Raw genomic sequence first — 17,571 nt, 5'->3', positions numbered from 1 at the left:
CGTTAAAAGTTCCAGCCTCCTTGCGTTCGGTCGATAACTATCAGTTACGAAGGGCAGCAGCCGACCCGAAGCTGCCCTCCCTGGAAGACAGAAAACGGCCAAAAGCAGTCATTCGAGGGGGTATATAAATCGGACGATTCAATGTCCAATATTTGTTTGGTCGAATTCAGAGCTTGAAAGCACCGCCAGATAGCTGAGAGTCGAGGAGATGAGAGGCCGAAGTCCAACCGCCAGCTACGACGGCTTATGCTAAGCCGTCGCTGTCCGACACTATGTAGACACCAGCGACGCCCGTCATGACATTATTAAAGCTACTCTCGTCTTTGTTTGTTGTAAATGTAGTCAACTGACAGATTGCTAGCAGCTTCATTGTTAGCATCATACTCAAAACTTCCGCCAATATAAGTTCTCAGTATGAAGGATAACTTCACGTGATTGTCTTCGTGCTCAATGTTGTACAAGGATCTAATAGCTTCAACCTCATCAGCATATTGCTTGTATTCTGTGGAGTCGATTGAAACCACCAAGTCAACTCTCCGCATCTCAAATTCGGATTCAATATAAACACTATCGCCGGGAAGCCCCTTGATTGAATTTATTTGCGTATGCTCTAGTCCTTCAAAAATATCTGAATTCACTTCAAGAATGGGGGTTAATTTATCGGAAAACAGTCTGGTTTCCAGTAATTCGCTGAGATCATCATTATTCATTGCATTTAGAAAGTACTCTGTTTCAGAGACCAGGAAGTCCTCGATGTCGTCTAATAACTTGCGCTGATCAAATGAGTGAGGTGTTTTATCAACATTTTCTTTCACAAAATCATAAACATTTAAATACGGCTTAATGCTCGCCTTAATGTTGCGCTCTGCTATATCTCTCAAGAGATCATCGTGGAATGAAAGGGTTTTATCTTTAAGCTGAAAAAAATCGTGTTTATTGTTTGTTATGAAGGCCACATCGCCCTCTATGTTTCTGGAAGATAAATAATCAAGGAAGGACAGCCAAATCAGGGTGTCTCTATAACCTTTTTTCTCATTGGTAAATGGCTTTGTTGAGCTAATTGCTCTTTGGACCACAATGCTATGAGGTACATTATCGTATTCAATTCTATCGATCCAGTCCACCCGCTCTTTCAGCACATTAGTCAGGTCATAAGTTTTAAATCCAAGATTGTCGATATCAAGGGTTAGACTCTTTTGGCTTAATTGATTCCCTTTTTTTATTATTCTGCATAGCTCCGACTTAACTTCATTTACTTCGCGCTGCCTAATGTTGTTTGCTTCTTGTATCACTATGTTTGACAGCAGTAACTCGTACTCCAAATTATTCAGAAAATAAAATAACAGCTTGAGGTTGGCATTGGTTGCAAACCAGTTTTTGTAAAATACATTTGTATCTAGGAATACTTTCATCAAAACCCGCCCTAAAGATTTTTCGTTTACGCGACTTAAGATAGCTAGCGCTTGAACAAAAGGAAAGCCAGAAGCGTAGCCACGTATCTCCCTAGTTATTGAAGCTAATGGCGGGAGCACATTATTAAGTTGAATTGATACCAGCTCTGTAGCTGCTTTGAGTATCCGCTTTGAGTGGCTATCACCACCGACAGTTATTGGCCGACAGCCGCCCGAGTGTCGCATCGGCCAATAGCTGCCATTCGTGAAGGCCAGCTGTAAGCGTCTGCTGCCCCCCTCTTTAGCTGGCGCTATTCCTCGGATGAAGATCGATTCAGGAGACTGTACTTTCGAGGGGCAAATACTCTGCATGGATCACGGGAAGTTTACACCGCCCACTTCCAAGTCGAGGTGTACATCCAAATTTTCATATCTTCCCAGTACTCCCTAACCCACATGCTTTGACCGTTGGTGGACTTTAATTCGTCTGCCAACATTTTATAGACACTTTCTGTGATACGGGTAGGCTTGTCAGCAAGGCTCGTGAGTTTTGCTGCATAGTTTGCAGCTCGACCAACCCAAACCAAGTCGTTGTCTCCACGTACTCCAATCCGAGCTGTTCTAAGTTGACTGGTGTCGATGCCAACAACGTGCTTCAAGACAAAATTTGTGGTGTAAGCCTTAGCTAAAGCAGGTCTGATGATATCTATTACTGCGCCGTTAATTTTCAACGCGCATCGCGCAGCAGATGTGTTTTTTGAGCCCCCAGTAAAGACTGCCATGACGCGATCCCCGTCATATGCGGTGATCACACCACCTTCACTTTTTATGATGTCGGATGCGCATTTAAGGAATGTCTTATAAATTTCTGCACTGAATTCCCATTTGTATGTGTTCACCATGTCGGTGGACCCATCCAAGTCTGCGTAAAGAACAGTCGCAGAACTTAGGTCTTTCGCATGATTCGAATTCAGACGCAAATCTTCGGGGTTTGGCACCCCGGTGGTTTCTTGGACCTCCCACGCACTCGTGAACGTTTCTCCGACCCATTTCTTCAGATCATCCGCCAATGCCATTAATCATTCCTAATTGTTTGGTCCAAGCCGAAGAATGTGGTCTCGGAGCTGGTTACAGGCAGGCCCCATCAACGCAGCCGTGTCACCACCAGGCGCATACCGATAAATGATCGTCATAATGCCGGAAAGATCGCTAGGCAGTTTGACATCGAGATCGCGTGGCTCCATCAGAATCGCACGCTCTTTGCCGAGTCGCCCCATGAACAGGCCAAGCTCAAACACAACGTTGTCTCGTGGGACGGGCCACTGTTGGCCCCGGCATGCAGCAATGTCATCAGCATGCGCGACCGCTACCGCGAAGTCGGAGTCATCAACGGCATCCAGTAGACTTTGCAATGGATAGTTCGTAGCCCGGAAAACCCCATCCGTCCAGATGGTAGTAATAAAATCGTCGTGACCGAAAGCGGTCTGAATCGCTCTTGCGACGCCAAGCGATTCAGCTGAAGAAATAATGAAAATCTTGATTCGCTCACGCACTGCCCCGACATGCGCGTTGCGTTGATAAAGTCGCTTTGAGAGCTCTCGGGCGATGCAGCGATAGACCTCGGGATAACGCTGCCCTGCTTCAGCAAAATGCATTTCCGCGACACGAGCGACAACGCTCGTTTCCGTGGCGACGACTGTCGCTGATCTGGGTTGAGACGGCTCTATTGCGGCCATCTCGCCAACATGATCACTGGAAAACCGGCGACCAACACGACGCTTATTAACGACGACGTCAAACGCCCCGGTCAAAATCAGATACAAGTCGTTGTCCGATTCACCTTGCTCAATCAAAACATCACCGACGGCTACCTCAAGAAGCTCCACGTTGTCGGCAAAATACTCCGCGAGCTCACGGTTTCCGGAAACCAGTCGCTGTGAAAGAAGAGCATCAACCGTAAGCCTCCGGCCTGACTCACCTTGAAATCGCTCTAACATCCTGTCTCCTGTTTCGGGCTGTAGCTTGTGTGCTGCAGACCTTACGTGGGATCTGCTCCGGGGTGAATCAGTTCGGTATGTCGATTAACAAATTTTTACTGACCAGGCACAAGCGGCGCTCTCAGTGAGTGCTCCTGATACACCGTCACGTATAAATATCTTGAGCAAGCAGCATTATAATATGACCTGCCATAATTACCGCTGAAAAGCTAATTTTTAGTGGTTTATTGCTGCTTTTCACCATTGAAAGGCATCAGTTATGACATGAATTTCACTAGCATAAATACAGGTATGCCCGAGAATAGTCGGAAGCTGCCAATCGTGAACGGCAGCTTCTGGCCGATTGCCGCCTTCCGTGAATGGCAGCAATCACCTGAGATCACGCCAGTGAGTCTTCAACCAAACACCCCCCCGCCGACATCCATCAAACTAACTCACCGCCGAACTTCAGCCACCAACAACAACGACTGTGGCACAGGACTCTGCGGATGCTGAGGCTCCTGCAGGCCCGTCAGTTGGAAGCCGGCCATGTCCAGCGCATTGAGCCAGCTCGACAAGGTGCGGAAGTACCACGGCATGGGTTGCCATTGCCCCTTGAACCCGGTGAAAGTCTCTTGCCGCCAGCCATCCTGATAGTCGCCGGCCGCTGCGCTCCACGGATGCAGCGTCTGGATCACCAGCGCGCCGCCGGGGGCGAGCAGGGCGTTCATGGCGGCGAGCAGGGGGATGATGTCCTGGTGCAGCAGGGCGAAGTTGGCGCAGATCAGGTCGTAGTCGCTGCCGATGTCCACTTTGGCTTGCGCTAACTGTTCATAGTTCGCCAGATGCACCGGCGAAGAACCTGCCGCTCGCGCCGCCTCGACCAGCGTCGCATCGCCATCCACACCGACCCCATTGATCGCCCGTTCAGCCAGCGCCCGCAACAGCCAGCCCTCGCCGCAGCCCAGGTCGAGCACACGTTCGGGCTGACGGCTTGCCACTGCCAGCAGGATCGCCTGGTCGGTGACCTTGAGGCGGCTTTCGATGGCGCCGGTGCGGATCGCGTCGATCCAGGATTGGGCGTTGTGGTGCCAGCTATCGAGAAGGGTCGATTCGGGGGCGGGCATGTCGATGTCCGGAGTTGTGGGTTGGAGAGAAGGATAGGGCAAGTGCGCGTGGTGCGGACCCTGTCAGTGACGCTGCATTATTTTCTGCACTCTGCCAACACCACTTGGCAGGTATCCGGTGCGCCACCGGAGCGTCCGGCGTAGCGAATGCAATTGTCCATGGATTTCTGGCGGGCCATGTCGAGGGTGGAACCCCAGGCCAGGCCACCCTCGCCGACAGTGGGCAACGCTTTGGCGTAGCAAGGTGAGCCTCCGTTTGAGGCCCAAGTGCGAGGCGTGGCAGTGTTGCGTGCGCAGCCCGCTGTCAGCGCCAGATTGATGGCGAGCAGGGCGGGCAAGACCCATGACCCGCATGGGCGCGCGGTTTTTCCGGTCATCCCGAGTTCCCTGTATCAAGAGGCTGGAGGCGTGTCTGTATCCTGCAGTTTAGACGTTGTTACGCCTGCCCTTTGCCCGGTTTGGCGCATTTGGGGGCAGTTGCCGGGAGGGCACTTTTGAACCCGTGCCTGTCCAGAAGAGTAGAAATTTTGGCGTCATGAAATATACGGTTACGCTGCCGATACGCCGCTTGCAAAGTCCCTGCCTTGATCTTTAATAGTTACTGATGGAGGACGCGTAATCCCATCAAATATGTCTTAAATATCAAGGGTTAAGCGAAAGTATCAAGTCCCGCCCGGATCTTTCTCTGATTTCACGACAGATAGCTCAAAGGATGACGAAGAAATGAAAGAGAAGCTGGCGGCCGTTATCCGAAAACTGATTTCTCCTTCATTACGTTATGAAGTCAGGAACGCGGCAACCTGGCTGCGGGACATCCTGGGGCGTGCGTGTTTCTGGAAGTGGGAGATTGCCCGCTTCAAGCTGCAGAACGACAGTCCTTACGAATTCCTCTACATCGGCAGGAAAAAGCAGCGGGAAATGGCCAAGCTGCTCATCGGCGGGAAGTCCCAGGGGCCGCCCGATACAGTCGACGGCGAACCGGCACCTGCCGCGTCGCATCATGTGGTGGTGGTCAGTGAAGCGCCGTCCCCGGGGGCCTTGAATGTGCCCCTCTACCTGAGTGCCGTCGTACCGCTTGGGCGCCCCATCGAAGACATCACCGCCAAATACGATAGCGAGTTGCGTCGAAATATCCGCAAGAACCGACCGCGCTACCGGATGGTCCAGACGCTGCTGGATGACGAAATCGAAAAGGCCGACAGGGAAATGCTTCGACCTTATGCCGAAGCACGGCAAGGCATCCACGCTGCGCAGTTTCCCTCTCAGGAAGTCTTGAGAATTGCCAAGACCGTCGGCCGGCTCGACCTGATCATGCTGGAAGACGAGGTGGTTGCCTGCCACCTGGGTTGCGTCGTCACTCGGGGCGGCAAGCGCTACTGGAGCACGCTGCGTTTCGGGTACGTCGAGCCGATTTTTTCAGATGCGAAAAAGCTGCGCGAGGTCAACTCGATTACCACCTTCATGGCACTTGAATGGGCCATCGACAATGGCTTCGATTATTACGACATCGGTCTTTGTGTGGCCCGCCCGGATGACGGGCTGCTGAAATGGAAAAGACGGCGCGGCGGTGATATCGATTCCCTGGGAAACCACGCGTACATGTTCGTCCGGCTGCCCAAGACCGGGAGAGCCAGATTCCTCTGGGACACGCCGCTGTTTGCTGTCGAAGGCAAGGAAATAACCTTGCACCTTGGCCTGCCGGACGGGCCAAGCGATGAGGAAGTCGCCAGCCGTTATCACGAAATGGTGTTTGGCGGGCTGCACAAAATTTACCTGTATTGCGCCAAGAGCTCGGGCGAACAGTTTCTCGACACCTTGCGCAGTCGCTATGCCAATTTGCAGACACAACCCGTCATGGAACGGATTCCATCCAGCTGAGCCATTTCCAGGACTGAATAATGACAGCGCTCGCACCTGACTTTTGACCCTGCCTGCAGGGAGGACTCTTCATGGAAAGCGATCTCTCGCCAATCAGCACGTCGACCGCTGGCAATCAAAAAAAATGGACCCTGGCCGCCTACAAAAACATGGCGAGAAAAAGACTCGCACGCAAAGCCGACATCAACTTGAAAAGCATCGCGCTGAAAAGTTGGGATATTGCGCCGGGCGAGACGACCCATTCTCCGTCGGCGTTCTTCCTGCCCGGTCAAATGGACCGCGTGACAGGGTGGGAGGCGAAGCGTTTTTATCCTTTCGAGCATCCAGCGCGCACCATGCAAGGGCTGGGCGATGTAGAACAAGGCCCGACCCGTGGCTACTTGCTCAAGGACGTCTGGATGATCGATGGCGCGCTCTACAAGGACAACGCCAGTCTGTGGCTGTCGCTCAAGCCAAGTATGTTCCCGCGCATTACCGTGGACACCGAGATCGATCGCGCCGCCGTCTACTGCACGCAAAACGGCAATACCTGGTTTGGAACCTGGTTGATGGAAGACTGCCCGACCTATTCCCTGGCCTGCGATGAAGGCGTGCCGGTGACCACCGCGCCGTCCGCCAGGTTTCCGTTGTTTACCCAGGCTCCCGCTTACGAAGACTGGTTTGGCATGAAACCGGTGCGCCTGCACAGTGCGTTTTTTCGTGAACTCGTGCTGTTCGACGACTTGAGCAACAATCGAAACAGGCATCTGCGTTACCGGGCCATGGGGGAAAAACTGCTGTCGCACGTCAAGCATGAGGCTCATCCCGGCGTGTTCATTCTGCGCGGTGGCGACGGTGACTTGCGCTTTTTGCGCAATGAGCTCGAAGTCGCTGAACACCTGCGCAAGAGCAGGGGGTTCCGCGTTCTCGATCCTTTGAAAACCGATGTGCCGACCATCGTGGCGACCTGCGCCGGGGCGCGGACGGTGGTGGGGGTCGAAGGCAGTCAGCTGGTGCACGGCGTCAATGTGCTCCAGCCGGGCGGTTCGTTGCTGGCACTGCAGCCACCGAACCGTTTCGTCAGCTACTACAAGTTCCTGACGGATCGCGACAGGCAGAATTTCGGCTTCGTGGTCGGAACGCCAGAGGGCGACGGCTTCAAAATCGACATTCAAGAGGTCGAACGCACACTGGACCTGTTCCCGTCATGACGGCCTGAGGGAACCCCGGCAAAAGACTTTCCGAACGGGTTTACGCCTGATCCCCAAACACCGGCCGGAAAAAACTCCGCTCATAGCTGAGGATGAATTTTTTATCCTCGGCATACTTGAACGCCGCGATGCAGTCCGCGTCGTTCATGGAGTCCTGCCGATAGCGCTCGTACTCGGCAAGGCTCGCAAAAGTGAACATCGCCAACGCGATGTTGTTGGCGCCCTCGGACGGCAGGAAATAGCCGTGGTGCTGGCCACCGAATTTTTCCACCAGTGGAATCCACAACTTTGCGTAGTGTTCGAATGCGCCGATCTGGTACGGATCCAGCACGTACTTCAGGTAACAAGTGACCATGTGTTCGCTCTCTTCTACGGGAGGGTTAAACCATTCAAAGGCTGTTCAGGAATGCGGCAGTTTCGCAGATCACCTGGCTGCATGGGAGTCTTCACTGAACCCTGTATCCCGTAAATGCGGGCCATCTGTGTCTATCGGCCACATCGCGAGGTTGTTACGTTTGCGCCTCCACCGTATTCGATGAGGTAAAAATGGATCTCACCGCCATCCCGTTCGGGACGACCGACTGGTCGACGATCGAACCTGTCACCCATGCCGGCCAGACCGGAAACGCCTATTGGCGAACCTGTCAGTTTGGTTCGACGCGTGTGCGAATGGTTGAATACAGCCCCGGATACCTCGCCGATCATTGGTGCTGGAGAGGTCATATCCTGTTGTGCCTGGAAGGCGAGTTGCACACGGAACTGGAGGACGGTCGACAATTCACGCTGACGGCCGGCATGAGTTATCAGGTGGGCAACAATGCTGAAGGGCATCGGTCGTTCACCACCAGCGGCGCGAAATTGTTCATTGTGGATTAAGCGCTGGATTGAATTTCGCCACTGGCCGTAGCGCTGGGTATCTCTATACGAGATAACTGTGATCAAATTAATTCGCTTCTTGAGATATATCCCGCGCGCGTAATGTCTGCCCTGTCTGAAGTAGAGAAGGGCGGATGATGAACAGGTTGAACACAACGATCGCCAATGCGCAGCCCGCATTGCGGCCAGCCAGCGCAGGCTGGGCAACGGTGGCAGGCTTTGCTGCAAGCCTGGTCGGCATCGGCCTTGCGCGGTTCGCTTATACACCGTTGCTTCCAGCGATTATCGGCGCCCACTGGTTTGATCCGTCCAAGGCCGCTTACTTGGGTGCCGCCAACCTTGCCGGGTATCTGGGCGGCGCCATTTTCGGTCGTTTCGTGGCGGCGAAAACCTCAACGGTGTTCATGCTCAGAGCAATGATGCTGCTGGCCAGTGTGGCGTTTTTCGCGTGTGCCTACCCCGTGTCGTTCGCGTGGTTCTTCGCGTGGCGATTCCTGTCCGGCACCGCCGGTGGCGCGTTGATGGTGTTGGCCGCTCCGACCGTTTTGGCTCATGTGCCGCCGTCCAGGCGCGGTTTGGTCGCCGGGGTCATATTCATGGGCGTGGGCGTTGGCATTGCCCTTTCCGGAACGCTGGTGCCGCTCTTGCTTCAACAGGGCCTGGGCGAAACATGGCTGGGCCTTGGCCTGATATCCCTGCTGCTCACAGCCCTTGCCTGGCGGGGCTGGCCGAAAGAACCCGCGCCGGCCGCCGAAACGACGCACCACCCGCGCCCGGCACGCAACGGGACACTCAAGGCGCTGTACATCGAGTACGCCCTCAACGCTGCCGGCTGGGTGCCGCACATGATTTTCCTGGTGGACTTCGTTGCCCGGGGCAGGGGCGAAGGTCTTCAAGTGGGGGCGCAGTACTGGGTTCTTTTCGGCATTGGCGCGACCGTCGGGCCACTGCTTGCCGGCGCACTGGCGGACCGGATCGGTTTCGGTCGCGCGTTGCGGCTGTCGTTCATCGTCGAGGCCTTCGCCGTCATTATCCCCGTCCTTGGGCTCGGAGCCGGCTGGTTGATGGCCTCCAGCGTTGTCGTCGGGGCGTTTGTGACCGGGACCGTGCCGCTGGTGTTGGGGCGGGTGCATGAAATTCTCGCCCACCATCCCGCTCAACACAGTTCGGCCTGGCAAACAGCCACCGTCGGTTTTGCCTTGTTCCAAGCGGTCGCCGCCTATGGCTTGTCGTTCCTGTTTTCCTACAGCGACGGGAACTACAGCGTGCTGTTCATGATGGGGACTGCGGCCATGCTGCTTGCGTTTGTGATTGATGTGCTCGCAGGTGCGAAAAGCTCCAGCGCTTCCCGGAGCCTTTGACACCGTGAATTACTCCGATCGAAACGTGATGTATTGGCGCCGCAACCTGACCGTTTGTGTGTTCGGCTCGTTCACGACCCTGGTCAGCCTGAGCATGTTGTTGCCCTTTTTACCGCTGTACGTTCAACAACTGGGCGTGACGTCGCAGGCGGACGTGGTGCAATGGTCGGCCGTGGCATTCGGCGCGACTTTTTTCGGCACGGCGATTACCGCGCCGTTGTGGGGACGCTTGGCTGATCGCTATGGCCGAAAACCGATGCTGGTCAGAGCGGCCATCGGGATGGCCGTTGTCATGTCGTTGATCGGGCTGGCCCGGAACGTTACCGATCTGGTTGCACTGCGTCTCATCGCCGGGCTCATCGGTGGCTACGCATCGGCGTCCATCGTCATGATCGGGTCCCAGGTCCCGCGCGAAAGGGCGGGTTGGGCACTCGGTGTCTTGTCCACGGGGGCCTTGTCCGGCAACCTGATCGGGCCACTGGTTGGCGGTTTTTTACCTGAGCTTGTTGGTATTCGCGGCACCTTTTTCGTCGGTGGAGCAATGATTGCGGTCGCCGCCATGACCACCATCCTGTTTGTTCGTGAGGATTTCGACCGAGCGTCGGACGCCAGACAACGGGACAGGAAAAACCGGCCTGAGGGCGCCGGTTCGAAATGGCCGGTCATCGCTGCACTGCTCATGACTGCGATGATGGTGCTGCTGGCCAACATGTCGATCGAGCCGATCATCACCGTCTACATCGGCGACCTCGGCGTACCGGTTGATCATCAGGCGCGGATAGCCGGCGTGGTCATGGCCTGTTCCGCGTTGGGCAGTATCCTGACCGCCGCCAGACTGGGGGCGCTGGCCGATCGGGTGGGTGGCTGGAGCGTGATTGTCGGTTGCCTGTTGCTGACGGCCGTGGTCATGGTGCCCCAGGCGTTCGTCACGCAATGGTGGCAACTGGCGGTATTGCGCGGTGTCATGGGCATGACCATTGCCGGGCTCTTGCCGGCGATTGCCAAGCTGATCCGGCATTCGGTCGAAGAGCACAACACCGGAAAAATCCTCGGTTACCTGCAATCGGCGCAGTTCTCAGGGCAGGTGATAGGTCCCTTGATTGGCGGCCAGATTGGCGCCCATCTCGGCTTGCATCATGTGTTCCTGGTGACGGCGGCATTGCTGGTGTTATGCGCCTTGATGAACGGCTGGGTGAGGAATCGCTACCTGGGCGACACCGTCCAGGCGAACGCTGTCCAGAAAAGTGGATAACGCGCTGGAAAAGTAGCCATCAAGGCGCCTGACGAACACCGTCTCTACGTCGGCGATGTCTGGCGCGAGCTCATGCACGTTGACCAACCCTTCGCGCAAAGCGTTCGCCACAACGCCTCGGGGCAACAGCGTGACCCCGACGCCCGCCGACACACAGGCAATGATCGCTTCAATCGAGCCAAACTCCAGTGGCTCAGGCGCCAGGATGCCCAGGTTGGCCAACAGGGAATCCAGGCGTTGGCGGTAGGAACAGCCGATTCGAAAGACCACCGTCTTCAGATTGTCGACGGCAGCGACCGCGTCCAGCGTGTCAATGGCGCAGGACGTGACCAGCACGAGCTCTTCGCGGAAGGCCTGCTCACTGAGCAATTCCGGGTGATTGACCGGGCCCACGACAAACGCCCCTTCGAGCTTACAGTCGATGACGCCCTGGATCAGGCTGCAGGTGGTGCCGGTGCGAATCACCGGGCGAACCTCCGGGTAAGCCTTGGCAAATTTTGCGATCAGCCGTGGAAGGCGCAGCGCCAGCGTCGTCTCGAGCGTACCGATCTCGAAGACACCTTTTGGATGCCCATCATCGCGCGCAGCGCAGGATGCATCGGACAGGAGCCGGGAAAGGCGGGCGGCGAACGGCAGGATCCGACGCCCAGCCGGCGTGACCTGAACCCCTCTGGCGCTGCGTTGGAACAGCGCCACCCCGAGCTCGTCCTCCAGCGACCGAATCCTCGCGGACACGTTGGACTGCACGGTGTTCAGCTCGCTCGCAGCCTTGTTCATGCTGCCGTGGCGCGCAACCGCATCGACCACCTTCAGATCCGTGACATCCATCGAATTCACCTATCTCTAAAACAAATAACCAACCGCAAATAAACAGCGTTCAGCAGATTAGTTTTCGTGTGCGGCAAAGGCAAGCAATGGCCGACATAGGGTGCGATTGAATTCATCAAAAAAGATCATACGCATCATTAATGATCGTTTTACATGATCTTTGGCCGGGCATAGGTTGAGGGTGCAAATACACCGCAGCCAGTGGCAAATCGAGTCTTCGAATTTGAGGCTGTGGAACAACAATAACTGTCCACTGCTACACGGAGTCAACGTGAACCATGCATCCGAGTCAGCCAGAATTCGCAACCATCCCCGGTACCGGGATTTGGTATCACGGCAGCGAAGATTCGTCGCTTGTCTTACTGCCGCCACCCTTGTCCCGTACTTCACGTTCATCCTCGTCGCGGCGTTCGCGCCTCAGCTTCTAGCGCAGAAACTCTCCGCGACCAGCATCATCAATATCGGTTGGCCGCTGGGCGTCGCCTTCATCGTCGGGGCCTGGTTGTTTACTGGCCTGTACATCCTGCGCGCCAACGGCGAGTTCGATGACCTCACAGCAGAAATTCGCGAGGGGGTCATCGTATGAAACCCATTCTTCGTTACCTCATTGCGCCTTCTCTGTTGGGCGCGGTCACCACGTGCGCCTCGGCCGCCGACGTCTTGCAGGCGGTGGAAAAACAGCCGCTGAACATCACCGCTATCGCGATGTTTCTGGTCTTCGTGCTGACCACCCTGGGCATCACTTACTGGGCTGCCTCCAAGACCAAATCGATGGACGATTTCTACAACGCCGGCGGCGGCATCACTGGTTTCCAGAACGGTTTGGCACTGGCGGGGGACTACATGTCGGCGGCGGCGTTACTGGGCGTCACCAGCATGATTTTCTTCAACGGTTTTGATGGCGTGCTCTACTCGATCAGCTTCTTCGTCGCCTGGCCGTTGCTGTTGTTCCTGTTCGCCGAGCGCATCCGCAATCTGGGGCGCATCACCATTTCGGACATCGCCTCGTTCCGGCTCGATCAAAACCGGATTCGCACCATGACCGCGTTCGGTTCGTTGACCGTGGTCTGCTTTTATCTGGTGGTGCAGATGGTCGGGGCAGGGCAACTGATCCAGTTGCTGTTCGGTCTTCCCTACAACTACGCGGTGATTGCTGTCGGTCTGTTGATGGCGATCTACGTCACGTTTGGCGGGATGGTCGCCACCACCTGGGTGCAGATCATCAAGGCAGGCTTGCTGCTGGTGGGCGGGACATTGCTCGCCGTGTTGGCGTTGAGCAAGTTCGGTTTTTCGTTCGAGCTGCTGTTCGAAAAAGCGGTTGCCGCCCATCACGATGGCGAGCGGATCCTGCTGCCCAGCAAGCTGGTGGCCGACCCATTGGCGCTCATCTCGCTGTCGCTGGGCCTGGTCTTCGGTACCGCAGGATTGCCCCATATCCTCATGCGCTTTTTTACCGTGCCGGACGCCAAGCAAGCGCGCAAATCGGTATTCGTCGCGACGGGTTTCATCGGCTTCTTCTACCTGATCGTTGCGGTGTTGGGGTTGGCAGCCATCGTGATCGTCGGGCAAGACCCGGCCTTCTATGAGTCCGGCATTGTCGGTGGAAAGCTCATCGGCGGCGGGAACATGCCGGTGATGCATCTGGCGAAAGCCGTGGGCGGCGACCTGCTATTGGGCTTCATCTCGGCCGTCGCGTTTGCCACGATCCTGGCCGTGGTTTCGGGGCTCACCATGGCGGGGACCTCGGCGATTTCACATGACCTCTATGTCCGGGTCTTCCGCAAAAACCGTGCGGATGCGAAGGACGAGCGGCGTGTATCGAAGATTGCCTCGGTCGGTATCGGCATCGTTGCGGTGGTGCTGGGCATTTTGTTCAAGGACCAGAACATCGCCTTCCTCGTCGCGCTGACTTTTGGCGTGGCGGCCTCGGTCAACTTCCCGATCCTCGTGCTCTCGATGTACTGGAAAGGGCTGACCACACGCGGGGCGTTGATCGGTGGCATCGCCGGGCTGGTGAGCTCGGTCAGCCTGGTGATTCTCTCGCCGGCGGTGTGGGTCAAAGTGCTGGGCAATGCCGACGCCATCTTCCCCTTCGACTACCCGGCCATCATCTCGATGAACGTGGCGTTCCTGTTTACCTGGCTCGGCTCCGTCACTGATCGCAGTCGCGGGGCAGCGCTTGAACGCGAGCGCTTCGATGATCAGCTCATCCGCGCCCGCACGGGCCTTGGCGCATCGCAAGCGGTCAGCCACTGAGACGCGGCACACCGTCATCGCGATGACGGTGTGCCGGTCATTTCCATACCCTGATTTGTGCTCTCTGCAAAAGGAGTCAGCCATGCAACTTCGAGACAATGGCTTAAGGTTTTCACCCATCACGGTCGTGCTGCACTGGGTCGTGGCGTTGTCGCTGCTCGCCATCCTCGGCTTGCAGGTGATGATCGGCCAGGCGTCCAGTGAGGCCGGGCGGATGTCGTTGGTCCACCTGCAAAACCTCATGGGGCTGATCCTGTTTTTCGTATCGATCTATCGGTTCTGGGCCAGGATCACCGCTTACCACCCGCTGCCGGTGGGCACGCCCAATCCTATTGAAGTGATCATCAGCCGTTCCGTTGCGGTGGCGCTCGCCCTGGCGATGGTGCTGCTGCCGGTCGCGGTGTGGGCCTCGCGGGCTGCGGCCGGCGAAGGGGTGGGGCTGCCCGGCGGCTTTTCGATTCCGGCGCTGTTGCCCACCAATGCAGCGCTGAAGCAGGTGGTCGATGTGCTCTTTGATATCGGGGCGTCGGCGTTCCTGGCCGGCCTGGCCTTGCACGTGTTCGGTGCGCTCAAAAATCACTTTCTCCTGAAGAACAACACGCTCAAGCGGATGCTTGGAAAACATGTGGAGCTGTGAGCCATGAACGAAGCCAGATTCGATTTTGCAGGTAACGCCATCACTCAATTGTGTGGCGTGAAATACCCGATTTTTCTCGGCGGGATGGCGGCGATTTCCGGCCCGCCGCTCGTTGCGGCAGTCGCCAACGCCGGAGGCTTGGGCGTGGTGGGCGGCTTGCGCCTGCCACCCTTGACCTTGCGCCGATGGATACAGGAAACCCGAGCGCTGACCGACAAACCCTTTGGCGTAAACCTGGTGCCGCAGTTCGGCGGCCCTGACGTGTTTGAAGCGCAATTCCAGGTGGTCCTCGAAGAAAAACCACGACTGCTCTCTTTGTTTTACGCCGAGGCCTATTCCGCCGACATGATTCCCCGGGCGAAAGACGCGGGGTTGGTGGTCATGGTGCAAACGGGCTCGGTGGAGCTGGCGAAAATCGCCATTGCGCAAGGCGCTGACATCATCGTGGCGCAGGGCAGTGAAAGTGGCGGTCATTTGAATCGAGGCACGATAGGCATCATGCCGTTGCTGACTTCAATCCTTTGCGTTGCCGAGGGGCGGCCGGTGCTGGCGGCTGGTGGCATCACCAACGGTGACGACGTTCGGGCGCTGATGTCGCTCGGCGCGTCTGGGGTGGTGGTGGGCACCGCGTTTATTGCCACCGATGAGTCGAATGCGCACCCGCTCTACAAGCAAAAAATTGTCGAGGCGACGACGGATGACACCGAGTACCGGACCGGGTATTCGTTCGGTTGGACCTACGGCACGCCGCACCGGGTGATCCCCAATCGTGACAAGTGGAACCTGCTGCGTTTCATTGGCGGTGGCGCCCGCGCAATCGACAAACCGCGCATGGCCAAGAAGCTTTCGCTGTACGCGGGGCAGGGCGTTGGCAAGATCCACAGCGTCGTCCCCGCAGCAGAACGTGTGGCGGAGCTTGCCCTTGGCTTGTAGTAAGCCTCTCCTCGATTAACCTGTAGGAGCGAAGCTTGCTCGCGAAGGCGGTAGTGCATTCAGTTTCAATAGTGAATGTCCTGACGCTTTCGCAGGCAAACCGGAACGCCGCACCGCTCGCAACTACAGTGTCGAACTGAGTGTTTTACGCCGCCGGCCGGGCAATCTGCTCCTGCGCCAGGCCGATAAACGCGCTCATCGCCGAGGTGATCATCGAATCGTTCCTGCGGATGAACACGGTCGAGACGTTGGCGAATTCGGCCGGTAGCGTGTGGCAGCGAATCGCATGCCGCACGCTGCAATTCTCTGCGATGGCCTTGGGCAGCAAGGTCACGCCCATGCCCGCCGCGACGCACGACAGGATGCCGTCGAGGGTTCCCAGTTCCATGATCTGGTTAGGCACCAGCCCGACTTGGTAGAACCAGTTTTCCAGGGTGGAGCGATAGAAGCACCCGGTGCGAAAGACCAGCACGGTTTGCTGGGGGATTTTCTCGATGAGCGCGGGCAGTGACTCGAAGCGGTTGCTGCTGACCAGCACCAGTTCCTCTTGAAAAACCTCTTCCTGCGCCAACGCCGGGTTCTGGTGAAATCCGCCGACGAACGCTCCATCGAGTCGATGGGCTTCAATTGCCTTGATCAGCTCGACCGTCGTCCCGGTCAGCAGCGACAGTTGCACTTCGGGATACTGCTCGCGGTACTTCGTCAGCACCTGCGGCAAGCGAATGGCCGCCGTGGTTTCCATTGAGCCCAGCCGCAGCAGGCCGGTCGGAACGCCGGTGTCCGTCAACGCATTGCGACTCTCTTCTGTCAGTTGCAGGATGCGCCGCGCATAACCAAGGAAGGTCTCGCCCGCCGACGTGAGCACCACCCCGGATTTCTTGCGGATGAACAGCTCCCGATTCAGTTCGGCTTCCAGCTCCTTCACCCGCATGGTGACGTTGGACTGCACCGTGTTCACGTTGACGGCGGCTGCGGTGAAGCTGCCGAGTTCGGCAACCGCGCAGAAAATCTTCAGTTGGCGCATTTCCATGATCGTCACCATCCATCATAAAAAGTGATTATGGACATATTTAACGATCACTTTACGGTTATTGCCGGTGGTTAGTAAAGTGGCCGAAACCCGGTAAAAGATGCGGATCGACCCATGACACTCACTTCGAAAATTGATCACGTCTTCGCCGGCGGCCTGGGGCTCTTGAAGCCCGAAGGGCAGCGTACGGGCATCTTCAAACAGCGCCGTTCAGGCCCCGTTCGCGTCGAGCTTCACGGGATTGTCGGTGACCAGCATGGCGACACCAGGGTTCACGGCGGTCCGGAAAAGGCTGTTCATCACTATGCGGCCGAAAATTATCAGCACCTGGCGCAGGCCTTTGCGCACTGTGCCCATGAGCTGCTTCCGGGCAGCCTGGGGGAGAACATTTCTGCGTTCGAACTTTCGGAGCGCAACGTGCACATCGGCGATGTATTTCAGATGGGCAGTGCGGTGTTGCAGGTCTCTCAACCGCGTAGCCCGTGCTGGAAAATCAATCATCGTTTCGACGCCGAGCGTATGTCGATGCATGTCGCCAAGGAGCGAATCACCGGTTGGTATTACCGGGTGCTTCAACCGGGCTTCATTGAAGCGGGTGACAGGATCGAGTTGCTGGAAAGGCAAACGGAGCGTTTTTCCATCGATGAATTCTGGCAGGTGCAGTTGTCGCACCGACCGGTGATCGACGACCTGCTGGCGCTGGCGGCAAGCCGTGGGTTGGCCGAGGACTGGAAGCGACGCCTGTCGGAGCGGGCGAAGTGGCTGCAGAAAGCGGTTCAGGATTGATAGTTGTACACGCACTTGCACGGCTTTTTGTAGGAGCGAGCCTGCTCGCG

General features: G+C 56.7%; 18 protein-coding genes. 10 read left to right on the top strand and 8 right to left on the bottom strand.

Translation table 11 applies throughout. The annotated features are described in order from the left end of the window. Window positions 1–311 precede the first annotated feature (311 nt). The 5 genes from KGB27_RS21830 to KGB27_RS21810 all read right to left on the bottom strand — a co-directional run bounded on the left by KGB27_RS21830 (window position 312) and on the right by KGB27_RS21810 (window position 4,871). Window positions 312–1,763, bottom strand: coding sequence for a PIN domain-containing protein (locus tag KGB27_RS21830; protein WP_223556334.1), 1,452 nt, complete (start codon window positions 1,761–1,763; stop codon window positions 312–314). A gap of 14 nt (window positions 1,764–1,777) precedes the next feature. After that, entirely contained in the window at window positions 1,778–2,467 is a 690-nt protein-coding gene (gene pycC / locus KGB27_RS21825; protein ID WP_223556332.1) for a Pycsar phage resistance system uridylate cyclase PycC, read from the bottom strand. 9 nt (window positions 2,468–2,476) lie between these two features. After that, window positions 2,477–3,388: a TIR domain-containing protein gene (locus KGB27_RS21820; RefSeq protein WP_223556330.1), complete on the bottom strand. Its 912-nt coding sequence runs from the start codon at window positions 3,386–3,388 to the stop codon at window positions 2,477–2,479. A 434-nt stretch (window positions 3,389–3,822) separates the two neighbouring features. Further along, window positions 3,823–4,494, bottom strand: a complete 672-nt coding sequence (locus tag KGB27_RS21815) for a class I SAM-dependent methyltransferase (protein ID WP_223556326.1) — start codon at window positions 4,492–4,494, stop codon at window positions 3,823–3,825. 77 nt (window positions 4,495–4,571) lie between these two features. Continuing rightward, window positions 4,572–4,871, bottom strand: coding sequence for a hypothetical protein (locus KGB27_RS21810; RefSeq protein WP_223481043.1), 300 nt, complete (start codon window positions 4,869–4,871; stop codon window positions 4,572–4,574). Between the two features lie 346 nt (window positions 4,872–5,217). Between KGB27_RS21810 and KGB27_RS21805 the strand changes: the two genes are divergently transcribed. Both KGB27_RS21805 and KGB27_RS21800 read left to right on the top strand, forming a co-directional pair. After that, window positions 5,218–6,372 (top strand): GNAT family N-acetyltransferase, encoded by a 1,155-nt coding sequence (locus tag KGB27_RS21805; protein WP_223556324.1) that lies wholly within the window; start codon window positions 5,218–5,220, stop codon window positions 6,370–6,372. A 71-nt stretch (window positions 6,373–6,443) separates the two neighbouring features. After that, complete coding sequence (locus KGB27_RS21800) at window positions 6,444–7,562, top strand: glycosyltransferase 61 family protein (protein ID WP_192418656.1); 1,119 nt, start codon at window positions 6,444–6,446, stop codon at window positions 7,560–7,562. Window positions 7,563–7,602: 40 nt separating this feature from the next. Here the strand turns inward: KGB27_RS21800 and KGB27_RS21795 are convergent, their stop codons facing one another. Beyond that, on the bottom strand, window positions 7,603–7,917 hold the full coding sequence (locus KGB27_RS21795; RefSeq protein WP_207285894.1) for an NIPSNAP family protein: 315 nt from the start codon (window positions 7,915–7,917) through the stop codon (window positions 7,603–7,605). Between the two features lie 191 nt (window positions 7,918–8,108). On the opposite strand from KGB27_RS21795, the gene KGB27_RS21790 reads away from it, so the two are divergent. From KGB27_RS21790 to KGB27_RS21780, 3 genes are all read left to right on the top strand, one after another. Continuing rightward, a complete protein-coding gene (locus KGB27_RS21790) occupies window positions 8,109–8,438 on the top strand; it encodes a DHCW motif cupin fold protein (RefSeq protein ID WP_008029418.1) in 330 nt (109 codons plus the stop codon). Between the two features lie 137 nt (window positions 8,439–8,575). Next, a complete protein-coding gene (locus tag KGB27_RS21785) occupies window positions 8,576–9,799 on the top strand; it encodes a YbfB/YjiJ family MFS transporter (RefSeq protein ID WP_317850729.1) in 1,224 nt (407 codons plus the stop codon). 4 nt (window positions 9,800–9,803) lie between these two features. Next, window positions 9,804–11,051 (top strand): MFS transporter, encoded by a 1,248-nt coding sequence (locus tag KGB27_RS21780; RefSeq protein WP_223556317.1) that lies wholly within the window; start codon window positions 9,804–9,806, stop codon window positions 11,049–11,051. On the opposite strand, the gene KGB27_RS21775 is transcribed toward KGB27_RS21780, so the two are convergent. Continuing rightward, entirely contained in the window at window positions 10,968–11,879 is a 912-nt protein-coding gene (locus tag KGB27_RS21775) for a LysR family transcriptional regulator (protein WP_207285896.1), read from the bottom strand. The genes KGB27_RS21780 and KGB27_RS21775 overlap by 84 nt on opposite strands. Before the next feature lie 271 nt (window positions 11,880–12,150). Here KGB27_RS21775 and KGB27_RS21770 point away from each other — a divergent pair, with 271 nt between their 5' ends. The 4 genes from KGB27_RS21770 to KGB27_RS21755 are packed head-to-tail and all read left to right on the top strand — an operon-like array spanning window position 12,151 to window position 15,705. After that, window positions 12,151–12,465, top strand: coding sequence for a DUF485 domain-containing protein (locus KGB27_RS21770; RefSeq protein ID WP_223556313.1), 315 nt, complete (start codon window positions 12,151–12,153; stop codon window positions 12,463–12,465). Continuing rightward, complete coding sequence (locus tag KGB27_RS21765; RefSeq protein WP_223556309.1) at window positions 12,462–14,135, top strand: cation acetate symporter; 1,674 nt, start codon at window positions 12,462–12,464, stop codon at window positions 14,133–14,135. Before KGB27_RS21770 ends, KGB27_RS21765 begins: the two co-directional genes overlap by 4 nt. Further along, on the top strand, window positions 14,077–14,772 hold the full coding sequence (locus tag KGB27_RS21760) for a cytochrome b (RefSeq protein WP_223556306.1): 696 nt from the start codon (window positions 14,077–14,079) through the stop codon (window positions 14,770–14,772). Before KGB27_RS21765 ends, KGB27_RS21760 begins: the two co-directional genes overlap by 59 nt. A 3-nt stretch (window positions 14,773–14,775) precedes the next feature. Then, a complete protein-coding gene (locus KGB27_RS21755; RefSeq protein ID WP_223556303.1) occupies window positions 14,776–15,705 on the top strand; it encodes an NAD(P)H-dependent flavin oxidoreductase in 930 nt (309 codons plus the stop codon). Between the two features lie 145 nt (window positions 15,706–15,850). Here the strand turns inward: KGB27_RS21755 and KGB27_RS21750 are convergent, their stop codons facing one another. Then, window positions 15,851–16,735 carry a LysR family transcriptional regulator gene (locus KGB27_RS21750; protein WP_008039770.1) on the bottom strand — a complete coding sequence of 295 codons (885 nt, stop codon included), beginning with the start codon at window positions 16,733–16,735 and terminating at the stop codon, window positions 15,851–15,853. Between the two features lie 114 nt (window positions 16,736–16,849). Between KGB27_RS21750 and KGB27_RS21745 the strand changes: the two genes are divergently transcribed. Continuing rightward, on the top strand, window positions 16,850–17,521 hold the full coding sequence (locus KGB27_RS21745) for an MOSC domain-containing protein (RefSeq protein ID WP_223556300.1): 672 nt from the start codon (window positions 16,850–16,852) through the stop codon (window positions 17,519–17,521). The last annotated feature ends 50 nt before the right edge of the window (window positions 17,522–17,571 follow it).

The sequence above is a fragment of the Pseudomonas sp. BF-R-01 genome, from assembly GCF_019946615.1.
Lineage (GTDB): Bacteria > Pseudomonadota > Gammaproteobacteria > Pseudomonadales > Pseudomonadaceae > Aquipseudomonas > Aquipseudomonas migulae.
The sequence above is the reverse complement of the archived record's forward strand: the minus strand, read 5'-3'. Positions and strand labels throughout refer to the sequence as shown.